The sequence below is a fragment of the Flavobacterium sp. GW821-FHT11G01 genome, assembly GCF_058808175.1.
In genome coordinates this window covers 166600-191407 of sequence record NZ_JBXARK010000009.1, presented here as the reverse complement: position 1 = coordinate 191407, position 24808 = coordinate 166600, and the positions used below count along the sequence as shown (strand labels likewise).

Genomic DNA, 24808 nt, shown 5'->3' with positions numbered 1-24808 from the left:
TTCAAAATTAATTTTCTGTTTTAAATAATTCCTTTTCATCAACAACTAATTCTGTACTATGCAGGTTCTTCAATTTAGATTCTTCAATTAAATCAATCATATTTTTTCGAACTTTCTTTTTGTCTCTTACATTTTTTATCAAAAGAAATAAAATTCCAACAGACAGAAGTAAGTAAAAAATATTAAGTGCCCAAGTTAATAAAAGATCTTTTCTATAATTTTTCTCAATAGAACGCATTTCAGCTGTCAAATTATCAACTCCCTGCTTATAATTTACTTCTGTAGTTTCTTTACTTAATTCATCTTCATACTTTTCATAATTATCTAAATAAATCTTAGAATGTTTATAAGCTAAATCAGGTTGCTTTAGAATAGTATAGATTTTTGCCTGATAAAATTGAGATTTTAAGTAGTCGATTTCATTATCATTTGAAATCACAGCAATTGAATCACATTTTTTATAATAAACAAGTGCTTTATCATACTTTTTAGTCGAATAATATATATCTGCCAGGTTATAATTGGCAGTACCTAATATCGCGATTAAATTGTTTTGTTGAGCCAAAAAAATAACGTCATAATACATTTTTTCAGCATTTTTAAAGTCATGCTTCCAATTGTATACATTCCCTAAACTCAATTGTGCGGAAACTTTATTTATGGTAAAATTTTGAGGACAATTAATTGTTTCTTTGTAATAATATTCTGCCGAATCAAGTAAGTATCTTTTGCTTAAATTTTTCATGAAATAACCTTCATAAGCACTACCTAAACCTCTATTATTAGTGTTTTTGTAATTCAATAATTCCTCTTTGGTAAAAACTTCTTCATTTTGGTCTGCAAAATCATTGAGATATTTTAAATTCTTTATGCATAACTTGTAATTCCCTACTGTTTCATTAAGGAGCGCAATATTGCCTCTAATTTTAACAATCTGCTTAATATCATTTATTTGAGTTGCAAACATTAAACCAGTTTGGTAGTTTTCGAGAGCTTTGCTTAGATTATTCCTTACCCACTCTGCCGTTCCACCATAATTATAGATATACGACTTCATCTGTATTTTGTCATGTGAATCCGGCATTTTTTCCAAATAATAAAATGCTGATTTATATCTTTTCTTCGATTCTTCTGTTTCCCCTTTTGTTTGTAACAAACACGCCATTACCCCATTTGCAAAAGCCAAATGTTTATAATTACTCGATTTTGCCATTTGTTCGGCATACAAAATCGCACGATCAGTTGATTTATTAAAATTTAGGTGAATCTTATCCTTTAATGTTTCGTAATCATCTTCGATCACCGCATTTTTCTGTTGAGGAAATGCCGTATTGAAAATAAACAAGGATAATAAAGAGATAATCATTCTCTTTAGATGTATTTTTGAAAGGGTCATGATAATCCGGAACATCTAGAATCTAAATATTACTCGCAAATTGAGCCGGAGATACACCTGTTCTTTTACGGAAAGATTTTGCAAAAGACACTGCGTTTTTGAAACCTACACTTTCTGCAATAGCCTGTGTAGAATACTTTCTATACATGTGATTGGTAATCATTTCGTTGATTACATAATTGATTTTTAATTCATTGGAGTATTCACCAAAAGATTTACCAAACCGTTTATTAACAACATATGATAAATAGGTTGTATTTGTTTTTATTTTCTTAGCTACGTAAGGCAGGGTAAAATCGGCATTTAAATATTCATGTTTGCTTTCAAGTGCTAATAATTTTTCAACTATTTTATTCTCTTTAGCCTCATCAATACTTAAATTAACATTTTCTTTTTTAAGCTGAATTTCTTCGTGTTCGAAAACCAATTCTTCTTTTTCTGCAACTTCAAATTCAGGATTGTTTTTCTTCTCAATATTTGCTTTAAATTCTTCGATTAAAGCATTCATTTTTTTATGGGCTTTATTTTTATCTCTTATATTTTTAATTAATAAAAACACAATGCCTATAAACATCAAGACATAAAATACTTTTAATCCTCTACTTAAAAAAACTTCATTTTTATATTTTTTTTCAATAGAAATCATTTCAACTGCCAAATCATCTACTCCCTGCTTATAGTTTACTTCTAAAGCTTCTTCACTTAATTTCGCCTCATATTGCTCATAATTATCCAAATAAATTCTAGAATGTTTATAGGCTAAATCAGGTTTTTTAAGAATATTATAGATTTTCGCCTGATAAAAATTGGATTTCAAATAGTCAATGGTATTTTTATTTGTTAATGCTGCAACTGAATCACATTTTTTAAAGAAAACCAATGCTTTATCATATTTTTTGGTGGTATAATAAATATCTCCTAAATTGTAGTTCGCTGTACCTAATATGCCTGGCAGATTGTTTTGTTGTGCCAAAAATATAACATCGTAATATGTTTTTTCAGCACTCTTGTAATCTTTTTTCCAGTTGTATACATTTCCCAAACTTAATTGTGCAGATATTTTGTTTTGGGCAAAATTTTGAGAATAATTAATTGCTTTCTTGTAATAATATTCCGCTGAATCAAGTAAATATTTTTTATTTAAATTTTTCATGAAGAAGCTTTCGTAAGCCGTCCCTAAACCAAGATTATAATTACTTTTATGATTTAATAATTCTACTTTAGTAAAGACACCTTCATTTTCATCAACAAAATTAACAAGGTTTTTAAGGTTTTTGATTGATAATTGATAATTTCCAACTGCCTCATTAATTAAAGCAATATTCCCTTTAATCTTAATAATTTGCTTAATATCATCTATTTGTGTAGAAAATTTTAAACTCTTTTGATAATTCTCAAGAGCTTTACTAAAATTACCTCTGTTTGACTCTGCTATTGCACTATAATTATATATGTATGACCTCATCTGTATTTTATCACGAGATTCAGGCATTTTTTCCATGTAGTAAAGTGCGGCTTTATATCTTTTTTGCGATTCTTTTGTATTTCCCTTCGCCTGAAAAAAAACAGTCATAGCACCATTTGCAAATGCCAAATGCTTATTATTATTAGATTTCTCCATTTGGTAAGCGTATACAAGTGCACTATCGACATTTGCATTAAAATGAAGTCGAATTTTACTTTGAAGCGATAAATATTCCTGTTCGCTAATTTGTTTTTTTTGAGAAAAACCAATATTTAGAACAAAAAGTAGTAAAAAAGAGATGATTAGCCTCATTTATTTGTTTTTGGATTTCAAAAATAACGCTTAAATTTTCAATAAACTAAAATTTATTTGCCATACTGTTGTTAATTTTGTTACGAAATTAAAAAAATATAACAATTTAGCCTTGTTTTGTTATATTTTTATTGCGTAAATTTGTTTTTGTAAAACTATCAAAAATGAAACCAGACTTATTTCAGGCTCCAGATTATTTCAACCTTGACGATTTATTGACAGACGAACATAAATTAGTTCGCGAATCTGCACGTGCATGGGTAAAAAGAGAAGTTTCTCCTATTATAGAAGAGTACGCTCAAAAGGCAGAATTTCCTAAACAAATCATAAAAGGACTTGGAGAAATTGGCGGGTTCGGACCTTATATTCCGGTAGAATACGGAGGTGCAGGTCTAGACCAAATTTCATATGGTTTAATTATGCAGGAAATAGAACGTGGTGATTCTGGTATACGATCAACTTCATCTGTTCAATCTTCATTAGTAATGTATCCGATCTGGAAATATGGAAATGAAGAACAAAGAATGAAATATTTACCAAAATTGGCTACTGGAGAATTCATGGGTTGTTTTGGTTTAACTGAGCCAGATCACGGTTCTGATCCCGGAAGCATGATTACCAATTTTAAAGATATGGGAGATCATTATCTTTTAAATGGTGCCAAAATGTGGATTTCTAACGCTCCATTCGCAGATATTGCGGTAGTTTGGGCCAAAGATGAAACAGGAAGAATTCACGGATTAATCGTTGAACGCGGAATGGAAGGTTTTACAACTCCGGAAACACATAATAAATGGTCGCTTCGTGCGTCATCAACAGGAGAGTTGATTTTTGATAATGTAAAAGTTCCTAAAGAAAATTTACTACCAAACAAATCAGGTTTAGGAGCTCCTCTGGGTTGTTTGGATTCTGCCCGATACGGAATTGCATGGGGCGCAATTGGAGCTGCCATGGATTGTTATGATACTGCTTTGCGTTACGCAAAAGAAAGAATTCAGTTTGGAAAACCAATTGCAGGAACGCAATTGCAACAAAAGAAGTTAGCTGAAATGATTACTGAAATCACCAAAGCCCAGTTATTGACCTGGCGTTTAGGTGTTTTGAGAAACGAAGGAAAAGCTACAACGGCTCAAATTTCGATGGCAAAACGTAATAATGTCGATATGGCGATTCATATTGCACGTGAAGCAAGACAAATGTTAGGCGGAATGGGAATTACCGGCGAATATTCGATTATGAGACATATGATGAATCTTGAAAGTGTTATCACTTATGAAGGTACTCATGATATTCATTTATTGATAACCGGAATGGATGTAACTGGAATTCCAGCATTTAAATAATAGATAACTATTAAAATATATACAAAAACAATACTAAAAGCTTCTTCTTACCGAGAAGCTTTTTATATTTGCAAAAAATTCCACCAATGAATATTGAAACTATAAACAATAGCATTCAACCTCAAAAAGAACAACTTTTACAACATTCTTTATACAACAAAATCCAAAGCATAGATGATTTGCATATTTTCTTAGAAAGTCATGTTTATGCCGTTTGGGATTTTATGTCACTATTAAAAGCGTTACAAGCCAAACTTACCTGCACAACAACACCTTGGTTTGCTACAAAAAACCCTGAAACGAGATATTTGATCAATGAAATTGTTCTTGCCGAAGAAACCGATTTGACGATTGACGGAAGAAGACAAAGTCATTATGAAATGTATCTTGAAGCAATGGAAGATTGTGGTGCCGATACAAACGGAATCAACAAATTTTTGTCTGAAGTACATTCGTTGCATAATATTTTTGTTGCCATCAAACAAAGTTCATTACATCCAAATATTAAAGCCTTTTTAGATTTTACTTTTAGAGTTATTGAAGAAGGAAAACCGCATGAAATTGCAGCAACATTTACTTTTGGAAGAGAAGATTTGATTCCGAGTATGTTTACTGCAATCTTAAAAAACTTTCAAAAAAATCTACCTGAAACTGATCTAAGCAAATTGCTTTATTACTTTGAAAGACATATCGAGTTAGATGCCGATGAGCACGGACCAATGGCAATGCAAATGATCACAGACTTATGTGAAGAAGATGCTCAAAAATGGAAGGAAGTAGAAGAAATCTCGATTTTGGCATTAGAAAAACGAATCGGACTTTGGAATGCTATCGAAGAAGAAATTCTGATGAAAACAGAAATGGTATAAAAAACCAAAGCAACATATTTAACGTAACTATTTGTTTAGAATGATCCAGAATCTAATTTATCCAAATTATGAAATCACATTTCAAACAAATAGTTACCGTTATTCTTTCGATATTCCTGCTAAGTTGCAGTGCTGAAGAAACAAATTCACAAACGGCAGTAAAACCTCCTGTTGTTATTCCTCCAACAACTACAGTTCCAACTACACCAATTTCAACTTCTATAAAGTATTTAGCTTTAGGTGACAGTTACACCATCGGTCAAAGCGTTTGCGAGGTTTGTCGATTTCCGGAACAAATCAAATCAAATTTAAATATAACATATCCCGGTACTACATTTTCATTAAAAATAATTGCCACAACTGGGTGGACAACTACTGACTTAATTTCGGCAATAAATACTCAAAATCCAGATCCAAATTATGATTTGGTTACCCTTTTAATTGGTGTAAACAATCAATATCAGCACATGGATTTTTCGGTTTATCAAAAAGAATTTCCCGAATTGGTTAAAAAATCAATTCTATTAGCAAAAGGAGACAAAAAAAATGTAATTGTAGTCTCTATTCCTGATTATGCTTATACTCAATATGGCTCCGGTCAGGGAGAATCAGGACGAGCAAAAATTTCAACAGAAATCAATCAATACAATACTTTTGCAGAGAATTATTGTATGATGAATGGCATTGCTTTTATTTCAATAACCGATATTACCAGACAAGGATTAAACAATAAGAGTTTGGTTGCTTCAGATGGGTTACATCCTTCAGAAATGGCTTATAAAATGTTTGTTGATCGTATGTTTCCTAAAATAAAAATGGTTTTACAGGATTAATATTTTTTAGATTTCCAGATAAATTAATTCTGTTTTTCTTCGTTTTAAAACCAAATTCAGAATTTCTTTCTAAATTTGGTTAAAATACTTTCATGCAAGTTTTACCATCAAAAGAATTATCTCCTTATATCAAACATTATCTTTTTTTAGATAATAAGGAAACTACAATTCAAAAACTTCGTTTGTTTTCTGATGGTAATATGGGTATTGTATTTTCTTTAAAAAGTAAGCTTATTTCTGACATTCAGGGTTATGAAATAAAAAATTATTTACCAGGCTCTTTTTTATACGGGCAACTCAATAACTTTAAAGACATATATTCTGAAAATGAAATTGCTTTAGTAATTGTCGTTTTTCAACCTAACGGAATAAATAAGTTGTTACAAATTCCTGCCAATGAGTTTCAGGACGATATTATAAGTACAGATGCTATTTTGGGCAAAAATGGTGTCATTCTTGAGGAAAAATTATCTGAACAAAATGATAATGATGAGAAAATCAAACTTTTAAATCATTTTTTTAAAACCATTATCTCTAAAAAATCAGAATCAAACCAATTAATAATAAATAGTTCTTTAGATTTTATTATTGCCAATAAAGGATATTTCTCAGTAAAACAATTGACCGATTATACCGGTTACACAGAAAGACATCTTGAAAGAAAGTTTAAGGAATGCATCGGATTAAATCCGAAGAAATTTGGCAATGTTATAAGACTCCATCATTTTCTAAAATTACTAAAACACAAATCTGACGACACCAATCTTACAACAATTTGTTATGATGCAGGATTTTCAGATCAATCACATCTTATCAAAGAATTTAAAAAACATACCGGAATTACTCCTAAAGAATATTTAAATACTCCAGGAAAATTGACCAATAATCTCCTAAAAACCTTTCCTTCTTTTACACTATAAATGTCGGTTTTGTACAATTTATAAAATATTTTGAATGCTATTTTTGACATCACTTAATAGCAAAAAAATGACGAATCTAAAAATAGCCACAGCTCAGTTCGAAAATAAAAGTGGCGATAAAAAATACAACTTATCTGTAATCGAAAAGCTTTCGCAAAAAGCGTCCAGCGAAGGCTGCAATGTCATTTCATTTCATGAATGTTCTATAACCGGATATACATTTGCAAGGCATTTATCGAAAGATCAAATGCTGGATTTAGCAGAATTTATTCCAAACGGAGAAAGCATTTTAAAACTTGCCGAAATTGCCAAAAACAATAATATTACAATATTAGCCGGGCTTTTCGAAAAAGATGAAAACGACAATTTATTCAAAGCTTATGTTTGTGTTGACAAAAATGGTTTAGTTGCTAAATACAGAAAACTTCATCCTTTTATAAATCCGAATCTCACCGCTGGAGATCGTTATTGTGTTTTTGAAATTAACGGTTGGAAATGCGGAATTTTAATTTGCTACGATAATAATATTATCGAAAATGTTCGGGCTACAAAACTTTTAGGCGCCGATGTCATTTTCATGCCACACGTAACAATGTGCACGCCATCTACCAGACCCGGCGCTGGTTTTGTTGCACCTCAACTTTGGGAGAATCGCGAAACGGATCCCACTTCTTTAAGACTGGAATTCGACGGAATGAAAGGAAGAGACTGGTTGCTAAAATGGCTGCCTGCACGTGCATATGACAACGCTATTTATGCAATATTTTCAAATCCGATTGGTATGGATGACGACCAGTTAAAAAACGGTTGTTCTATGATTATTGATCCGTTTGGAGATATAATTGCCGAATGTCGAACTTTTGATGACTCTTTTACTACAGCAGTAATTACTCCTGAAAAATGCATTCAGGCTGGAGGAAGTCGTTATATAAAGGCAAGAAGACCAGAATTATACCGCGATATTATTGGGCAGAATCACGAATCAGAGCAAAATGTAGTTTGGTTAAATTCTGATGAAAAAAGTTAAATAAAAAACCTCTTGAAAAATCAAGAGGTTTTTTATTTAAAAAGTATATCCTACTCTTATGTGAAAATACGGTGTATATTGACTTTCATTTGAAGAAAAACCATCAACACTGTGAGCGTATCCGTTATAATAATTAGGTTTTAGAAAAACAATTCTGTAACCCAAACCTGCTCCTCCTTCATAAGTAAAATGTTCTCCAACCACACGTCTGAAACCCCAGGTTGGAACAATTGACAAATCGGCTGTTTTTGTGATATCATCATCCAAATTCAATACAAACCAATCAGGATGATAACTTGTTTTTAATGAGACATAATTCCCACTGTTTTTTGAGATATTTTTTCCGTTTTGACTTCTTTTACTCAAATTATAATAAAGCTTAGGTTCTAGTGTCAATACTGGTTGAAAAATAAAACCTGCTCCTTCATATTGATCTCCAACTGCAATATCATGTTCAATTCCAATTTCGCTTCTTAATACAAAGTTATTCACCAGTCGGCTTTCATTGTTAGCCCATACGCCAATAAATCCGGCTTGTACTCCAAATATAGATTTTTCAGCAGTTGCATTTTGAGCATGCATATTTAAACTTACTCCCAAGATTATTAATAAGTAGATTTTTCTCATTGACAATTTTTATTTTTTTTTAGACAATAAAAAACCCGTAAAAATTAATCTACAGGTTTAATTTAAATTTCGCAGAGAGGAAGGGATTCGAACCCTCGATACAGTTACCCATATACTAGCTTTCCAGGCTAGCTCCTTCAACCACTCGGACACCTCTCTTTATAGGTCTGCAAAGAACACAAAAAAAATTGAGTTAGAAAAACAAAATCTAAAATTACTTTACATACTTTTTCTGAATTCTTCTATAAAAAGTTTTACTGCCTTTTTTTGATACGCACCTTCAATGGTTAATATAAACGAATCTCTTTGTGTACCTACGCCCGTGATCTGAATTGCTTTTAAATTATCCCAGCCTTTCATGGCTTTTTCGGTTACAATTGTAGCCCAATCACTGTCTCCAACTAATCGCAATAAAGCATGAACTGCATTTAATTCAATCGAAACTTTAGGTTTCATATTATTTTTTAGAAATAATTCATCTAAAAACTCTCTCGAATTAAATCCTTTCACAGGCAAAATAAGTGCAATATCTTCTATTTTCTTAAACGCGATTTTATCTAAAACGGCTAAAGGATGTGATTTTGCAACCGCCATAACCAAATTTGAGGTAAACAATGGAATTTTCTGAAATGGATGTTTAATTTCATTGGAAGAAATTACTAAAACTAAATCTAGTTCGTTATTCAATAATTTTTGTTCCAAAGGTTCTGTTGTGCCATATTCTACGACAATCTTTAAATTCGGGTAGGTTTTAGCAAACGAATTAACCACAGGTAAAACCAAAAGGCCAAAAATATAAGTTACACCAATTCGCAATTCTCCGCCAATCATCTGATTTAAATCATCAATGGCCTGTTTTCCATTCTGAACATTTTCTATAACTTGTTTGGCGTGAATTAAAAAAACAGCACCTGCTTCGGTAAGCTGTACCTTCTTTCCAATTCTCACAAACAAAGGCATTCCGAGTTCTTCTTCGAGTTTTTTAATTTGCTGTGACAATCCGGATTGTGTTACAAAACATAATTCGGCTGCCTTTGTAAAATGCAAAACCTCGGCTGTTTTTATAAAATATTCTAATTGATAGATCTCCATATTGATAAGTTTTACTACTTATTATCAGTAAAATTATTAATTTTTCTAATGAAATCATAATCCCGAACTTTGTAAAAAAATATCAGAGGTTATGTTTAAAGCGTTAAAATCAAAAAACTTCAAATTGTTCTTTTACGGACAATCAGTTTCTATTGTTGGAACATGGCTTCAAAAAACAGCTGTAAGTTGGATGGTTTACAGCATTACCGGCTCTGTTTTTTTATTAGGACTGGCTACTTTTTTAAGTATGATTCCGTCTTTATTTCTGGCGCCAATTGCCGGAAGTATAATTGGGCGTTACGACAGACATAAAAGCATGATTTTGTTACAATCTTTATCGATGTTTCAGGCTGGGGCTTTGGCTTTGCTGATTTATTTAAAAATATACAACATCAATTTTATTCTGGCTTTAAGTCTATTTCAGGGAATTATCAATTCGTTTGATATGACTTGTAGACAAACCATGATGATTGATATCGTTGATGATAAAGAAGATTTACCTAATGCAGTTGCTTTAAACTCTACTTTAAATAATTTTGCCCGAATTGCCGGCCCGGCATTAGCCGGAATTATTTTAAACCAATATGGTGAAGACATTTGTTTTATTGGAAACTTTCTAAGTTATATTCCGGTTTTGGTTTCTTTGTTAATGATGAAAATTACCCCGCATATTAAAGCAACCGACAAATTAAAAATGTGGGATGATTTTATTGAAGGTCTGGATTATGTAAAAAAAGAAACCGAAATGGCAAAAATGCTTTTAATGCTAATGTGTAGCAGTTTATTCGTGATTTCTTTTAATACTTTAATGCCGGTTTTCGCCAAAGATATTTTCAGCGGAAATGCCCAAACTTTTAGTTGGTTTGAAAGTGCTGCCGGAATTGGATCTATTGTATCAGCTATTTATCTGGCTAACCTTAAAAAAGCTGATAATATGAGCAAAATAATGATTGCTGCGAGTTTATTATTAGGTTTCAGTGTAATTATACTCGCCTATTCAAATAGTTTAACTGTAGCACTTATTTGCATGGCATTAAGCGGCGTCGGAATGATGGCACAAACCTCTGCTATAAACATTTATGTTCAGACACAAAGTGCTGTAAAAATGCGTTCAAGAAGTATCAGTTATTATTTAATGGCGTATCAGGGAATGATTCCTGTGGGAAGTTTGATTATTGGATATGTTTCGCATATTATCGGAACAAGAAATACGGTTGCAATTCAGGGAATCATTTGTATTATTTCAGTAATTGTGTATGTTTATTACAAAAGACATAGTTCTGAAGAAGAATTGGAAACTTGTCCGGTTCGTTATAAAGATTAAACTTTAAAAATTTCAATAAAAAAATTCCAAATTCCAATTATCGACAATATTGTCATTTCGACGAAGGAGAAATCACACAAGAAGCTCCGTTGCTAAAACCGCCAATCTTTGTCGAATTTCGAGTGTGATTTCTCCTTCGTCGAAATGACAAAAATATCGTAAACTTTATAGCGAAATCTCTCCGCGCAGTGCCGTTTCAAAAATCGTTTTAAAATTTTCCTGCTGAATATTATGTCCTAACAAATACATCAATTTTGTAATGGCTGCTTCGGTAGTAATATCTTTTCCAGAAATCACGCCCAGAGATTTTAAGGCCGTACTGGTTTCGTATTGTCCCATATTTACGCTTCCTCCAGAACATTGCGTCACATTTACGATATGCAAACCGGACTGAATCGCTTTCTGAATCAAATTCAAAAACCATTCTTCGGTTGGTGCATTTCCTGAACCATAGGTTTCAAGAACAATTCCTTTTAAATCTTTAATGGCAAGAATTGAAGATAAAACAACTTCGCTCATTCCCGGAAACATTTTTATAATCGCTACATGATTGTCTAAATTCTTGTGAACAATCAATTTAGCATTTTCCTTTACAGGAAGAAATAAATGTCTGTTTAATTTAAGATGAACTCCGGATTCTACCAATTCAGGATAATTTGGAGCTGTAAAAGCCTTAAAATGTTCTGCATTTACTTTTGAAGTTCGGTTGCCTCGGTATAATTTATATTCAAAATACAGACAAACTTCAGTAATAACCGGTTTTCCGTTTTCCTGAAGTGAGGCAATTTGGATTGCCGTAATCAGGTTTTCTTTAGCATCAGTTCTCAAATCTCCAATCGGCAATTGAGAACCTGTAAACACAACTGGCTTTGCTAAATTCTCCAGCATAAAACTCAATGCTGAAGCTGAATATGACATGGTATCTGAACCGTGAAGCACTACAAATCCATCGTAAGCAATATAGTTTTGCTCAATAATAGTGGCAATTTTTGTCCACATTTCCGGATTCATGTTCGAAGAATCTATTGGGTTTTCAAAAGAAACGGTTTCAATTTCGCAGTCTAATTGTTTGATTTCAGGAATCTTTTGCAATAGTTTTCCAAAGTTGAACGCTTTGAGTGCGCCCGTTTCAAAATCTTTGCTCATACCGATAGTTCCTCCGGTATAAATCAGCAATATTTTAGCTTTAGATGACATCCTGGTATTTTAATTTATTGACTACAGGATTGGAATACATTGATAAGAATCCTTGTCTTGTAACCGGATTATCACTTCCGATTCTCATTTCTAAACGACGCTCAAAAAGTGATTTTTCACTTTCTCTGTACAAATGAGAAAATTTATCTGTCTCGTTTAAAATATCGTAAGCAATAAAGTTTGTTGGCCATAGTCTGTAACTCTTCAAAATAGAATCATCGATAACTTGCGCTAAAGCCTGAATTTGTTTGTTAGCGTTGTCGTTCTCTGCTACAATTTGATCAATTTCAGTATCTAAAACATCTCCAACAGAAATGTGTATTCTTTTTTTGGTTCCCATAATTCCACTTAAAATGGTCATGAAATCCTCGTTTTTTTCTTTGATATAAACCTCGTTATTTGCTTCGGCCATTAATTGTGGCATTTTCAAAACATCTGTCGGATCATATTCGTATGAGATAGAAACCGGAACTATTTTTAATTTCTTAAAATAATCCATCAAATTGGCTTCGTCAGAACCCATTCCGATCATTTTTAAAACACCCGGATTGGTTTCGTCATTTCCATCTTTCGTACGTCCTTCACGTTGTGCAATCCAAACCGAACGATTTTCGCGAAGCAATAATTGTCCCATATATTCAGACAATAATTTAGAACTCTGCAACATTTCTCTTGGTGTCAAACCTCTTAAAACCAAAAAGTTTCTGTTTAGTTTCGCCAAAGTACTTAAGAACGCTTTCTTAACTAAATTATCTCCAATTGCAGATGCGGTCATAACCAAACCATGTTCGAACAAACAAACATTCAGTAAAGTAGTATCTAATAAAATATCTCTGTGATTAGAAATAAATAAGTAAGAAGTATTTTTTTCAAGTTTCTCGAATCCTGAAGTTGTAAGGCCTTCAGAACTTTTCTCTAAAACCTTTTGTATTGTATTATAAATAAAGTTGCATTGAAAATCACGAATTGAATGTGTTTTTTTAAGCTGCTCTTTCCAAACCTCATCTTGTACTTCCGGAAAAGTAAAGTTCATCATGGTTTTCATCATCGGATGATTCACAACATCATGAAGTGCTTCATTTATTTCTGAATCATAAAACGGTCGAATGGCATCAAATCTCTGCATTATAAATATTTATTTAGGTGGGCAAAAGAACAAAAAAAAAATTAAAGTATTGTTAGTTGGTTATTAAATCCCAAAAACATCTTTTGAGTTTTGTGTTGTAATTTCTGCAATTTCTTCTTCAGAAATATTATAAATATAAGATAATTTTGCTAAAACATTGACTAAATAACTGCTTTCATTTCGTTTTCCTCGGTACGGAATGGGCGCCAAATAAGGAGAATCGGTCTCCAAAACAATATGTTTTAAATCGATCTGATTTAGAAATTGATCAATTTTTCCGTTTTTAAAAGTTACGACTCCGCCAATTCCCAACTTCATATTATACGAAATTGCCTGTAAAGCTTGTTCATGCGTTCCGGTAAAACAGTGAAAAATTCCAAATAAATCATCCGATTTTTCTTCTTCTAAAATTTCAAAAATTTCATCAAAAGCTTCACGACAATGAATTACGATGGGCAATTTATATTGTTTTGCCAACTGGATTTGTCTTCTAAAAGCAGTTTGCTGCTCTTTTAAATGCGTTTTATCCCAATACAAATCAATCCCAATTTCTCCAACAGCATAAAACTTTCTTCTGGCCAATTCGGTTTCTACATGTTTTAATTCTTCCTCATAATTATCTTTCACATAAGTGGGATGCAAACCCATCATCAAAAAGACATAATCCGGATAATTTTGCTCTAAATCGTACATCGATTGTGTTGCAGCAACATCAATTGCGGGAATAAAAAAACGTGTTACTCCGGCATTTATGGCTCTTTGCATCATTTCGTCACGATCCTGATCAAACTCTTCAGAATATAAATGGGTGTGTGTATCGGTAATTATTGGTGTTGAATTCAATTGTCTAATTTTTTAAAGCTGTCAAAATTACGACAATATTAAAAGAATAGCAATTTTGAGAGGATTTGGCACGCGGATGACGCGGATTCACTTCGTGAAAACACGGATGAAAAACGGATTTTTTCCTTAAAAACGAAAACCTTTATCAAAGTTTTGAACTTTGACAAAGGTTTGCTTATTAAATTCTTTATAGATGTCAGGCTGAGCGACGTTGAAGTACGCGAAAAAAGATCCCCAATTCTTTTCCCAGTGCTTATTGTTCTCCTACTTCGCTCAGGATGACATATTCTACTTATTTTCCAGTTTCAATAAAACGCAAAGCGCGGTCTAAAACTTCATCTTTTCCTTCCTGAATTCCTTTTATGGTTGGTTTTACTTCGATATCCGGCACGATTCCAATTCTTTGTGTTTCTCTTCCATCTGGATAATAAACACCAATTCCTGAAAACAAAGTGTGAAATCCCTGAAAATCAAACTGACTTACATTTCCGTCTGCTCCTGCGGTCTGACTTCCAATGATTGTCGTATTGCCCGCCGCCTGGAAGCACATTGCCGTCCATTCAGATTGACTGATTGATTTTTCGTTAAGCAAAACAATCACTTTTCCTTTGTAATTATCTTTGTTTTCAGAACCGCTTTTCGTCGAGCCATCCCAAATAAATTTGCCAGGATACTCATAATATGGGCGGGTATAAATGGCAAATTCTTTTTCCTGCGGATTTAAAAATTCTGATATTTCTCTAAAAGTACCTAGTGGATAATTTCTCATATCAAAAACAATTGCTTTGGAAGTTTTTAAAGCTTCAATCATCGCCGGAATATTTCTCGATTTTATAATACCCATATCAACATAGCCTATATTATTTTCCAAAAGCTTAAACTTGTCTTTCTTTTTCATGACTCCCTTTTTAAATTCATTTCTGTGAGAATCATGATAATCAAACCAAATCATTTCTTTTGTTTCGAATTTTCCATCTTTTAAAAATTCTACTTTAACATTATCTGAGTTATTCATCAAAATAACTTTTGTCAGTTTGTCCAGATAAGCATCGTCATTTGAAGCACAGATTAAATCTCTATTTTCTGAAATAAGTTCTTTAATTGTTTTGTCGTTTATTTTCGTGATTACATCGCCTACTTTAATATCATAAACCTCAGCCAGACTGTCGCCTAAAATTTCTGTTACAACTATTTTTTCATCAATTATTTTTCCCTTAGCCGGAAAAAATTTTCCTTTTCCTTCGCCTATCGTAGACTTATAGATAAAAAACTCCGTATGGCTGTCATCCATTTTTGAAACCATTTTTTTCATTGCTGTGTAAAAATCGTTACCATTTTCAGATTTGACAACTGCAGGTAATGTCTCTGTTAACGTTTCATCCCATTTTTGACTCATTAAATATTTAAAAGGAAAAAAGTATTCGACCACATTCCAATACATAAATATCATGCGCAGTTTGGAGTTTTTATCCTCAAAATTGGGATCGTCATAACGCTCATTTATCAAAGACACATTCTCAACATGTTCTTTTCCTTCAACGTAAAACTGTTTGCCCTGAAACCTGTTTTCTTCAATAAATTTGAGTTTCTTCGAAAGCTTTTTCGAAAACAATTTATTGCTGTTAATCCAGCTTAAATCGAAGTTTTTATCCAGAAACCTGATCTCTTTTGGTGCAGCAATTGGCGCAATTTCTTTTACCGGACCAAGATCATCGATCCAGTTTTCGAGAATTAAGGAAAACTCTTCTTTGGTTTGTGCTTTTTCTATTTTAGGAAGTTTTTCTAAAAGCTGTTCATCCCAATTTGTTTTGCCTCCCGCAACAACTGGATGATAATATTTTAAGAATCCCCAAACTTTACAAGTTGCTGCAAGTTTTTCTGTTTCTGTAATTTTAGCATTTCCGAAAGTCAGTTGTGAAAGAACTAATAGAAAAAAGATGGTGATTTTTTTCATTAAATAATCGTTAGGTTGTAAATAGTTTTGGGTAATTTGGAAAAAACAAAGTCGAATGTAGTTATTAAAATTCAAATCTATTTACGGCTTTACGTAAAAGCAAAAAGAATTAACCGCAAGGTGCGCAAAGGGTTTACGCTATGGAACGCAAGGAGATTAAAATCTTTGCGAATCTTTGCGTAAACCCTTTGCGCACCTTGCGGTTAAATTTTGCGAATCTCTGTGAAATAAACTTTAATCTAAAGCATCCAAAAGTTCCTGAACTTCATCATAATCTTCATAGTCCTGAGAAATAGTTTGCAGGATTTGCTTGCATCCTTTATAATCTTTTTGTTTTAATTTTATTAAAGCTAAATTCCAAAGCGACTTGTCTTTATAAACAGGGCTTGTGGCTTTCAATTCATTAAAAACAGCTTCGGCTTTTTTGTATTCACTGATTTCTAATAAAGAAACGCCATAATAATATTGAACTTCTGGTGTGTTTGTTTCTTTTAAAGCCATTTCAAAAAACAGAATCGCATCTTTAAATTTTCTGCTATTAAAAGCTTTTTCGGCTTGTAAGAGATGCATATCTGTAGTGCTTCTTTCTGTAAAGTGAGCCTGTCCGGGATGATTATAATCGTTAAAAGTTGGATTCTGATTGTAATCAAAAAAGAACAATCCGAATAAAATAATTATAGACGCAGCCGCTGCATAATACCACGGACGCATTAATACTACTTTTGGTTTACTGTTATTGAAATGCTTTTCTGAAATTTGGGTCAGATTTTCCTTAAACGCTTCTCTTTCGGCTTCAAACCCAAATTTATTTTCCAACTGAAGTTGTACTGTTTTGAAAGTCTCAAATTCTGATGCAAATTCCGGATCTTCGGCTAATTGTTTTTCAAAATCAGTTTTTTCAGCAGCAGTCATTTCGCTTTGAAGATATTGATCAAATAATATGTAGCGTTCTTCGTTCATGACTAATTGTTTTTTAGAGAATTAAAATTTTTGGCTTCCTGAATCCACTGCGTTAACTGGCCCACGCACAACGATTTCTTTTTACGGACATAACCATAAGTCACGTTGAGTTTTTCAGCAACTTCTTCCATCGATTTAATTGAAAAACTTAGTTTTAAGAGCTCCTGACATTTATCTCCCAATTTCTGAAACATCGTATCAAAAAGTTGTTGTTTTTCGTCAAATTCCTCTGTTTGTCCAATTAATTCGAGTGCAGATTCATTCATAGATACCACATCTTCATTAATTGTTACCCCTTTATTCGATCTTTTTTTAAACTCATTCAGCCATTTCCTTTTGCATAATAAAAAAAAGTACGCATCAAACGGACACGTTAATTTTAAGGTATTGGCTTTAGCCTGATTAAAAAGCAAAATCATCACTTCCTGAACTATGTCCTGAGCCTGCTCTTTATCGCCAGAATTATTCATGACAAAAAAAACGACTTTGGGAACGAACTTCTTATATATAGATTGAATAATTGCCGAGTCATTTGCAGCAAGCCCTTCAATATATATTTGGTCAGGATGAATTTTATTTGCGCCCATAAAAAAACTTTTTGATAGCTAATTTAGAAAAAGAATCTGAAATAACTCTCATTTCATGGGGTAACAATTACAAAATCAAGTTGATATAGGAGTACAATTATCTTTTAGATTAAAAAAATTAAAGAAATGGAAACGTATCAATTCACAAATAAAAAAAGTCTGGATCAATTTTACGAAATGATTTCGGCCAAAAAACGAAATGGTTTTATCGTTATCGAACATAATGAGAAGTTGCCGTACGTGGTTTTATCCAAAGAAAAAAAAGCCATCAAACATTCTTTTCATCTCTTTCTCACTTGTCTCACATTTGGACTTTGGTCGATTGTCTGGTTGTATTTAATAATTACGCTTTCGCGGAAGAAAAACATATTGGTCGCCGTCGACGAAGACGGAAATCTATTTGAAGACAAATGCCTCTCCGCATAAATTAAAAAAAAATAAAAAACAGGGGTAACAATTTTAATCATGAGTTGATATAACCATATAAAACAAGCCGAAAAATAAATTTTAAAATTAAGGGTAACAATATCAAACCCGAATTGATATAAGAATATAAAATTAAAATTAACAACCAGAATCTGTAAACCACTTGAAACTATCAAGACAGATTTATAAAACTAGAAATCATGAACACAAAATTTAAAACTATTAGTCTTTTATTTTTATTAGTAATCACTTTAGTAAGTTGCGACACTACCAGCGATGGCGATGACATTATTATTTCGCCGCCAACATCAGCCGCTTTCAAAAGCATTAGCGAAAAAGGAGTTAAAAGAAACACACAAAACTTCACCATCACAGCCGGAGCTGGAGTTGTAACCTTTACCTCTGCAAAAGGAGTAAAAGTAAACATAAACGGAAACTGTTTAACGAAAAACGGAAATCCGGTAACAGGAACTGTCGATATCGAATACATCGAACTTTTTGACAAAGGAAACATGTTGGTAACCAACAAACCAACAATGGGAATTACGCCTGACGGAAAGAAAAACCTATTAATTTCAGGAGGAGAAATTTTCATCAAAGCCACTCAGGGAGGCGTTGAACTTCAAAATTCCTGTACTATGAATATGATGATTCCGACAGCCTTAACAGATGGTTTAGACAACGCCATGACTTTATGGACTGGTGTAATCGACGAAAAAGGTGAATTAGCCTGGAGAGAAGCAAAAGCGGGCGCTGACGGAGCAAACGGAAAAGGCGGTGTTCAGGGCGAAGGTGCCAACTATTATGTGACTTTTGGAAACTTTGGATGGACAAACGTAGACCGTTTCTACAGCGATCCAAGACCAAAAACAACCCTTCTTGTTGATGCTCCTGATGGTTATGACAACAACAATAGTGCTGTTTATTTGTCTTATGATGGCGAAGGAACAAATGCATTGGCTAAATTAGATACTTATACAACGGCTGGTTTATTCAGCGAGCACTACGGTCAAATTCCGATTGGTTTAAAATGTCATGTGATTTTTGTGACTGAAGATAATGGTCAATGGCGTTATGCAATTAAGGCAGTAACAGTTGCAGCAAATGACGTTTACACCTTTACGCTTGCAGAAACTGTTATTGGAACAGAAGCCCAACTGGTAGCCGCAATCAATGCTATTCAGTAACTTACAAAATACTTTTTAAGAAAAAGTGGTGATTTGCTCATCACTTTTTTTTACATTTAATCCAGTTTTAAAATTAATTCTGATGATTTTAAGGCTAAAAACTCTCTAGGTATGAAAACACTATCGTCTATTTTCTTTCTTCTATTTTCTATTTTCTCAATAGGACAAACCAAAGTAAAAGACACCATAACCCGAAGAGCCAATATTGGTTTTATTCAAAACGGAAATGCCGTTACTTTTAAGCCAGAAACTCCGCCTTTAATTCCGATTGCTGGTGCGCCAAAACCTAGTTATTCGTATTTATGGGAACTCGGCGACGGCCATTACAGCAAAGAAGCCGAACCTAAACACGTCTATAAAAACAAAGGAACGTACACCACAAGACTTGCCGTAACCAACAATTACGACAATGGAAAACCACCGGCAACGCGACCTAAAAAAGTGGCTGTAAACGATATTACAGATACCAATTATAAAGACATTGCATCAATCGAAGATCAAAACGGATTTGCAATTATTAAAAACTGTGATCCTATTCCGGAACAGGAAATGGTAGTCGTAGTAGGTTATCAAAATCTGGAAAATTATGTGGCGAGCGGAAAGCTTTATTTGTTCTATAATGAAAAGCAATTTAAGAACAATAATTTCGAATTAATCGATTTTAGAACGTATGCCAACGAACGCGAAATAAAAGAAAATACAGTGGCTTCTGTTGATGATTTGGATGATTCTAAAAATTATCTGGCTTCCGCCGAAAACATTCTTAAACTTAAAAAATACCGAAATACAACTTCTGAAGAAGATCTTGACGCTACTTTATTAGAAGCAAATAAAATGTATCATAATGTTTCGGTTTTAGAATTTGATGATGCCAATCCGGGTGAAACGCACAATGTTTTTTACACTTTCAAAACAACACCGGAAATGATTAAAGACACCAGCGCAACGGTTACGATGCGTGGAATTTTTGTTCCGAACAGAAGTTATAAAAACCACAAAATAAAAAATCTGGAAATGGAAATCGTAACTTCTCATGACCCAAATAAAATGGGTTCTAACGGAAGTTTTATGAATTACAGACTCGTGCGTTTTAAAAGAGTGAATTTTAAAACCCGTTTTCAAAATAATGGCGAAGGTCCGGCGAGAATGATTCGGTTAGAAACTGATATTCCGGATATGTTCGACAAGAAAACTTTTCAGATTGAAGACATGTATCCTAAATGTCCTATTTGCCCAAAAGGCGAAGAACCAACGGTAAGTTGTTTGGATACGATTATCAAACAAAAACAGATTTTCTTTACTTTCAAAAACATTTATTTGCCCGGAAGCGAACAGAAAAATGTACATGAAAAAGACTCTACAAAAGGTTTTGTAAAATATTCGATGAAATTTGCAGAAGACTTTCATAAAGTAAAAACCCGAAGCCGAACGGCAATTATTTTTGATAAAAACGAACCGATTATTACCAATTATGCCACAACCAGATTCTTACCCGGAATTTCGATTGGAGCAAAAGCCGGTTATAATTTGTATCCCGATTTAGAAAAATCGACAAGTTATTTTGTGGGCGCCACAATTTCGCCTTTTAAATCGTATCGTTTTTATTGGCAGGCAGAATGGGTTAATGCTTTGAATAAATATGACAGTGAAGTTGATATTCAAAATGTAATAAATACGAACGCAAACGGAGTACGGCAATTGGTACGCACGACGACAGCAACTGAAAACAAAAATGTAAATTGGGAAGTTCCGCTTTTAGTTCGTTATAATATTAATAATTATATCGGAATTGGTGCCGGAATCCAGGCGAATATCAACGTCTCTGAAGAACAAAATCAAAACATAAAAGTCGAAACTTTTGAAGGCGATAAGGAGAATTTTTTAATTAGCACAACCACAACATCCAATACGGTAAAAAATTCTTTTGCCGATTTTAAAACCGGTCTTTTGTTTGATTTGACGGCTGGTTTTGCAAGAATTGGTCCGAGTTTGGGTGCGCGTTATGTAATCAACTTTGAACAGAATTTTAATTATTTCCAGTTTTACGGAATTTGGAAGTTTTAGGAGTTATACCACAGAGATGCACGGAGGTTTTTCACAGAGATTCACAAAGTTATTTTTAAATTCTCTGTAAATCTCTGTGAAAAACTTGGTGAATCTCTGTGAAACAAAAAATTATGACAAAACTATATTGCTATATTTTCTTCTTCTTTACTCTGATTATATTCGGACAGAAAGCTGTTTCTCAAGAAGATGAGATTTATAATGCAATTGATGTTTTTATCGCTCATCCTTCTGCGAAAGCGTTACAAAATCTCTCCAAAACGGAAGCTGATTTCTGGAAAAATTCCAAACCAAAAACCCATGATGAATTGTTGGCAATTGTGGTTTTAAATTGCAACAAAGCGTATTATGAAAACCAATTCGGGCAAACCGAAAAAGCGATTTCAAGTTATGAAAAAGCCTGGCAAATTTATCAGAAAAAAAAACTTTCTAATTATGATATTATTGAATATTGCCTAAAACCTTTAGGCAATTTATATACTGTTTTAGGCGATTATGACAACGCTGAAAATACTATCAAGCAATATTTTTTTATTGTTAATACTTCCAAAAATTATCCAGATGCGCCAAAACAAAAGTTTGCTGCGATTCTAAATTTATCAAATGTTTATCAGAGTTCTGGCAAGATTTCTTTGGCAATTGAATTATTAGAAAATACTTTGAAGACGGAGAAATTATCGAATTCGCAGAAAGGGATTTTATTGAATAATCTGGGGAATAGTTATTTGTTAAGTTCGGCTGGAAATTTGATACGCCCAGAGATTTATGATAAAGCTGAAAATGCTTTTAAAGAGGCTGCAAATTATCTCAAAAATGAGAAAGAACAAACTGAAACTTTATCTAATTCTTATCGAAATTTAGCAACTCTAAATCGTCAAAGATATCAGTTTGAAGTTGCCAATTCGTATTTTGAAAAAGCAGAAAAACTCTTTTTTAAAATATCAAATCAGCAACCACGAAAAGTTGCAAAACTATATTATGAAAAGGCATTATTGCTTTTTGACCAAAGAAAAGAGGATGAAAGTACCAAACAGATCTCTGCAATTTTTAAACTTTTAATTCCGAATTATAATGCCAAAAACATATTGCCAAATCAAAATCAATTGTATGGCGAAACGGTTATGATTGATGCGATCGATTTGCAGGCAGAAATTCTAAAATATAAGCAGCCTAAAAAAGCACTTCAAGCTTTTGAACTTTCATTTTATATTGAAGATTTATTGATGAATTCTTTGGTTTACGAAAACTCAAAAATTATTGCACAATTGCGATCGCGAAACCGTACGGAAAAATGTCTTTCTATTTATAATCGATTATATAAAGAAAATAGCAAAACTCAGTATTTAGAAGAAGCTTTTCAATTATCAGAAAAAACAAAATTTGGAATTTTGAAAATTTATCGTTGGAATATTAAAAACGCTTCCGCAGAAGAAAAACAGCTTTTACTTGGACTTCAAAATATAAATAATGCTATTATAAAAGAACAGCAAAAGGGAGATTTGGCTAATGTTTTAGAAATAAATAAGCTTATAAAAAAGCAAAACGAATTGATGCTTTCATTGAAGAAAATTCAATCTGAAAATCCTGATTATATTCCTGAAAAATGTAATATAAAAGCGTTGCTTTCAAAATTAGAAAAAGACAAAGCGGTAATGGTTTATTATTTTATGGGATTTGAAGATCAATATTATTTCACTTTGCAAAATAATCGAATTTCATTGAATCGGCTTCAAATGGGTGATGGAAAAGGATATTATATTGTACATTTCATAGATTATTTTAATAATTCAAATTCAATTACAAATGATATTTCAGGTTATAATCGTTATGGCAAAAAAGTTTATGATTTATTAAACTTGCCAACTAATTTTGTTTACCAAAATCTGATAATTATTCCCGATGGCATTTTAAATTTCCTTCCTTTCGAAGCCTTGATTACAGCCGAATCAAACACAACAAATTTTGCTAAAATGCATTATTTGCTGAATGATTTTAACATTGCTTATAATACTTCGGCTAATTTTTATTTGAATTCAAAACCAATTTCCAATTCAGAAAAAACAGTTTTGGGCGTTTTTCCTATTTTCGAAAACACTCCTTTTGAATTGAGTTATTCAAAGAAAGAAATGGAATCTATCCGAAGTAATTTCAAAGGCAAATATTTAGAAAATTCGGAAGCCAGTTTTTCCAATTTTAAAAATAATGCTCCGAATTATTCTATTTTACATTTGAGTACGCATGCTTCTTCAGGCGATATTGAAACTCCGGCAAGCATCAAATTTTATGATCAGGAAATATTGTATTCTGAATTGTATAACCTCAACATCAATCCCGATTTAGTAGTTTTAAGTGCTTGTGAAACCGGAATAGGAAAACTGTATAAAGCAGAAGGTGCGATGAGTGTGGCAAGGGGTTTTCAGTTTGCAGGCGCTCAAAATCTGCTTTTCTCTTTGTGGAAAGTAAACGATTATACAACATCGGTTTTTATGACTGATTTTTATAAAAATATCAAAAATGATGTTCCTTATTTTGAAGCCAATCACAAGGCAAAACTTGATTTTCTGAATGACAAATCGATTCCAAATGCCAAAAAATCACCTTATTACTGGAGTTCGTTTGTGTATTATGGTTCAATGTCATCTCAGGAAAAAGCATCAAATTATATCTACTACATCATTAGTTTATTGACTGTAATTGGTTTATTTTTGGTTTTCAATCATTATTGTAAATGGAAAATCTTCACGAGGTTCTCAAAAAAGAGAATTATAAAAAAATAAAATTTAAAGTAACCAAAACCCAGCATCTTTTGATTAAAGCAAAAATCAATGGTATTTTGGGGAATTTTATTTTAGATACGGGGGCTTCTAATACTTGCATCGGTTTTGAAAGTGTTGAACTTTTTAATGTTACTGCAAAAAAATCAAAAACCAAAGCTTCGGGAGCTGGAGGAACAGGTATGAGAACCCAAATTTCGTCCAATAACCTTTTACAAATTGGAAGTTGGAAAAACTCAGATTTTAGTTTAGTTATTTTTGATCTTTCACATGTAAATGAAGCTTTAGAAGCGTATAAATCAAAAGCGGTTCATGGCATTATTGGTGCCGATGTTTTGCTTGAAGGCAAGGCTATTATTGATTATTACAATCATTATGTGTATTTGAAATGAACATTTCACTTTAGGTTCAAATTTTTACGCCTTTACGGGAAACCTCAATTTTAACAATATTTATTGTATTATATTTGTTTAGCCATTATA

At 32.6% G+C, this 24808-nt stretch carries 21 protein-coding genes and 1 tRNA gene; 11 read left to right on the top strand and 11 right to left on the bottom strand.

The features are described from left to right. Positions 1–7 precede the first annotated feature (7 nt). Positions 8–1366: a helix-turn-helix domain-containing protein gene (locus tag AC1RRN_RS16780; protein ID WP_492968399.1), complete on the bottom strand. Its 1359-nt coding sequence runs from the start codon at positions 1364–1366 to the stop codon at positions 8–10. 52 nt (positions 1367–1418) lie between these two features. Continuing rightward, complete coding sequence (locus AC1RRN_RS16775) at positions 1419–3173, bottom strand: helix-turn-helix domain-containing protein (RefSeq protein ID WP_492968398.1); 1755 nt, start codon at positions 3171–3173, stop codon at positions 1419–1421. 164 nt (positions 3174–3337) lie between these two features. Here AC1RRN_RS16775 and AC1RRN_RS16770 point away from each other — a divergent pair, with 164 nt between their 5' ends. From AC1RRN_RS16770 to AC1RRN_RS16750, 5 genes are all read left to right on the top strand, one after another. After that, positions 3338–4516: an acyl-CoA dehydrogenase family protein gene (locus AC1RRN_RS16770; protein ID WP_492968397.1), complete on the top strand. Its 1179-nt coding sequence runs from the start codon at positions 3338–3340 to the stop codon at positions 4514–4516. Positions 4517–4602: 86 nt separating this feature from the next. Then, on the top strand, positions 4603–5385 hold the full coding sequence (locus AC1RRN_RS16765) for a DUF3050 domain-containing protein (protein WP_492968396.1): 783 nt from the start codon (positions 4603–4605) through the stop codon (positions 5383–5385). Between the two features lie 68 nt (positions 5386–5453). Continuing rightward, positions 5454–6218: an SGNH/GDSL hydrolase family protein gene (locus tag AC1RRN_RS16760; RefSeq protein WP_492968395.1), complete on the top strand. Its 765-nt coding sequence runs from the start codon at positions 5454–5456 to the stop codon at positions 6216–6218. Between the two features lie 92 nt (positions 6219–6310). Beyond that, positions 6311–7138 carry an AraC family transcriptional regulator gene (locus AC1RRN_RS16755; protein WP_492968394.1) on the top strand — a complete coding sequence of 276 codons (828 nt, stop codon included), beginning with the start codon at positions 6311–6313 and terminating at the stop codon, positions 7136–7138. A 67-nt stretch (positions 7139–7205) separates the two neighbouring features. Beyond that, positions 7206–8165, top strand: a complete 960-nt coding sequence (locus AC1RRN_RS16750) for a nitrilase family protein (protein WP_492968393.1) — start codon at positions 7206–7208, stop codon at positions 8163–8165. Between the two features lie 36 nt (positions 8166–8201). Here AC1RRN_RS16750 and AC1RRN_RS16745 read toward each other — a convergent pair whose 3' ends face one another. The 3 genes from AC1RRN_RS16745 to AC1RRN_RS16735 form a co-directional block, all read right to left on the bottom strand. After that, a complete protein-coding gene (locus AC1RRN_RS16745) occupies positions 8202–8792 on the bottom strand; it encodes a hypothetical protein (protein ID WP_492968392.1) in 591 nt (196 codons plus the stop codon). Between the two features lie 72 nt (positions 8793–8864). Next, positions 8865–8951 (bottom strand) — tRNA-Ser (locus AC1RRN_RS16740). Between the two features lie 60 nt (positions 8952–9011). Next, on the bottom strand, positions 9012–9884 hold the full coding sequence (locus tag AC1RRN_RS16735) for a LysR substrate-binding domain-containing protein (RefSeq protein WP_492968391.1): 873 nt from the start codon (positions 9882–9884) through the stop codon (positions 9012–9014). 91 nt (positions 9885–9975) lie between these two features. Here AC1RRN_RS16735 and AC1RRN_RS16730 point away from each other — a divergent pair, with 91 nt between their 5' ends. Next, complete coding sequence (locus AC1RRN_RS16730; RefSeq protein ID WP_492968390.1) at positions 9976–11208, top strand: MFS transporter; 1233 nt, start codon at positions 9976–9978, stop codon at positions 11206–11208. A 165-nt stretch (positions 11209–11373) separates the two neighbouring features. On the opposite strand, the gene AC1RRN_RS16725 is transcribed toward AC1RRN_RS16730, so the two are convergent. The 6 genes from AC1RRN_RS16725 to AC1RRN_RS16700 form a co-directional block, all read right to left on the bottom strand. Further along, the gene (locus tag AC1RRN_RS16725; RefSeq protein ID WP_492968389.1) at positions 11374–12405 is read right to left on the bottom strand and encodes an asparaginase; all 1032 of its coding nucleotides are present in this window, start codon (positions 12403–12405) and stop codon (positions 11374–11376) included. Then, complete coding sequence (locus tag AC1RRN_RS16720; RefSeq protein WP_492968388.1) at positions 12395–13531, bottom strand: 1-acyl-sn-glycerol-3-phosphate acyltransferase; 1137 nt, start codon at positions 13529–13531, stop codon at positions 12395–12397. The genes AC1RRN_RS16725 and AC1RRN_RS16720 overlap by 11 nt, the downstream gene beginning before the upstream one ends. 63 nt (positions 13532–13594) lie before the next feature. After that, on the bottom strand, positions 13595–14374 hold the full coding sequence (locus AC1RRN_RS16715; RefSeq protein ID WP_492968387.1) for a TatD family hydrolase: 780 nt from the start codon (positions 14372–14374) through the stop codon (positions 13595–13597). Between the two features lie 292 nt (positions 14375–14666). After that, positions 14667–16328 carry a S41 family peptidase gene (locus AC1RRN_RS16710; protein ID WP_492968386.1) on the bottom strand — a complete coding sequence of 554 codons (1662 nt, stop codon included), beginning with the start codon at positions 16326–16328 and terminating at the stop codon, positions 14667–14669. A 234-nt stretch (positions 16329–16562) separates the two neighbouring features. After that, a complete protein-coding gene (locus AC1RRN_RS16705; RefSeq protein WP_492968385.1) occupies positions 16563–17288 on the bottom strand; it encodes a tetratricopeptide repeat protein in 726 nt (241 codons plus the stop codon). 2 nt (positions 17289–17290) lie between these two features. Then, complete coding sequence (locus AC1RRN_RS16700; RefSeq protein ID WP_492968384.1) at positions 17291–17875, bottom strand: RNA polymerase sigma factor; 585 nt, start codon at positions 17873–17875, stop codon at positions 17291–17293. A 126-nt stretch (positions 17876–18001) separates the two neighbouring features. Here AC1RRN_RS16700 and AC1RRN_RS16695 point away from each other — a divergent pair, with 126 nt between their 5' ends. The 5 genes from AC1RRN_RS16695 (at position 18002) to AC1RRN_RS16675 (ending at position 24718) form a co-directional block, all read left to right on the top strand. Next, positions 18002–18301 (top strand): hypothetical protein, encoded by a 300-nt coding sequence (locus AC1RRN_RS16695; RefSeq protein WP_492968383.1) that lies wholly within the window; start codon positions 18002–18004, stop codon positions 18299–18301. Between the two features lie 200 nt (positions 18302–18501). Beyond that, positions 18502–19488, top strand: coding sequence for a hypothetical protein (locus AC1RRN_RS16690; RefSeq protein ID WP_492968382.1), 987 nt, complete (start codon positions 18502–18504; stop codon positions 19486–19488). 111 nt (positions 19489–19599) lie between these two features. Further along, positions 19600–21552, top strand: coding sequence for a PKD domain-containing protein (locus tag AC1RRN_RS16685; protein WP_492968381.1), 1953 nt, complete (start codon positions 19600–19602; stop codon positions 21550–21552). Between the two features lie 113 nt (positions 21553–21665). Further along, positions 21666–24329 (top strand): CHAT domain-containing protein, encoded by a 2664-nt coding sequence (locus AC1RRN_RS16680; protein ID WP_492968380.1) that lies wholly within the window; start codon positions 21666–21668, stop codon positions 24327–24329. Next, positions 24281–24718 carry a retropepsin-like aspartic protease gene (locus tag AC1RRN_RS16675; protein WP_492968379.1) on the top strand — a complete coding sequence of 146 codons (438 nt, stop codon included), beginning with the start codon at positions 24281–24283 and terminating at the stop codon, positions 24716–24718. Before AC1RRN_RS16680 ends, AC1RRN_RS16675 begins: the two co-directional genes overlap by 49 nt. The last annotated feature ends 90 nt before the right edge of the window (positions 24719–24808 follow it).

Coding starts and splice junctions, on each gene's coding strand:
- AC1RRN_RS16725 (WP_492968389.1), bottom strand. CDS start 12,405: ATGTCATCTAAAGCTAAAATATTGCTGATTTATACCGGAGGAACTATC.
- AC1RRN_RS16770 (WP_492968397.1), top strand. CDS start 3,338: ATGAAACCAGACTTATTTCAGGCTCCAGATTATTTCAACCTTGACGAT.
- AC1RRN_RS16675 (WP_492968379.1), top strand. CDS start 24,281: ATGGAAAATCTTCACGAGGTTCTCAAAAAAGAGAATTATAAAAAAATA.
- AC1RRN_RS16705 (WP_492968385.1), bottom strand. CDS start 17,288: ATGAACGAAGAACGCTACATATTATTTGATCAATATCTTCAAAGCGAA.
- AC1RRN_RS16695 (WP_492968383.1), top strand. CDS start 18,002: ATGGAAACGTATCAATTCACAAATAAAAAAAGTCTGGATCAATTTTAC.
- AC1RRN_RS16755 (WP_492968394.1), top strand. CDS start 6,311: ATGCAAGTTTTACCATCAAAAGAATTATCTCCTTATATCAAACATTAT.
- AC1RRN_RS16685 (WP_492968381.1), top strand. CDS start 19,600: ATGAAAACACTATCGTCTATTTTCTTTCTTCTATTTTCTATTTTCTCA.
- AC1RRN_RS16775 (WP_492968398.1), bottom strand. CDS start 3,173: ATGAGGCTAATCATCTCTTTTTTACTACTTTTTGTTCTAAATATTGGT.
- AC1RRN_RS16765 (WP_492968396.1), top strand. CDS start 4,603: ATGAATATTGAAACTATAAACAATAGCATTCAACCTCAAAAAGAACAA.
- AC1RRN_RS16750 (WP_492968393.1), top strand. CDS start 7,206: ATGACGAATCTAAAAATAGCCACAGCTCAGTTCGAAAATAAAAGTGGC.
- AC1RRN_RS16730 (WP_492968390.1), top strand. CDS start 9,976: ATGTTTAAAGCGTTAAAATCAAAAAACTTCAAATTGTTCTTTTACGGA.
- AC1RRN_RS16745 (WP_492968392.1), bottom strand. CDS start 8,792: ATGAGAAAAATCTACTTATTAATAATCTTGGGAGTAAGTTTAAATATG.
- AC1RRN_RS16680 (WP_492968380.1), top strand. CDS start 21,666: ATGACAAAACTATATTGCTATATTTTCTTCTTCTTTACTCTGATTATA.
- AC1RRN_RS16720 (WP_492968388.1), bottom strand. CDS start 13,531: ATGCAGAGATTTGATGCCATTCGACCGTTTTATGATTCAGAAATAAAT.
- AC1RRN_RS16780 (WP_492968399.1), bottom strand. CDS start 1,366: ATGATTATCTCTTTATTATCCTTGTTTATTTTCAATACGGCATTTCCT.
- AC1RRN_RS16760 (WP_492968395.1), top strand. CDS start 5,454: ATGAAATCACATTTCAAACAAATAGTTACCGTTATTCTTTCGATATTC.
- AC1RRN_RS16735 (WP_492968391.1), bottom strand. CDS start 9,884: ATGGAGATCTATCAATTAGAATATTTTATAAAAACAGCCGAGGTTTTG.
- AC1RRN_RS16690 (WP_492968382.1), top strand. CDS start 18,502: ATGAACACAAAATTTAAAACTATTAGTCTTTTATTTTTATTAGTAATC.
- AC1RRN_RS16710 (WP_492968386.1), bottom strand. CDS start 16,328: ATGAAAAAAATCACCATCTTTTTTCTATTAGTTCTTTCACAACTGACT.
- AC1RRN_RS16700 (WP_492968384.1), bottom strand. CDS start 17,875: ATGGGCGCAAATAAAATTCATCCTGACCAAATATATATTGAAGGGCTT.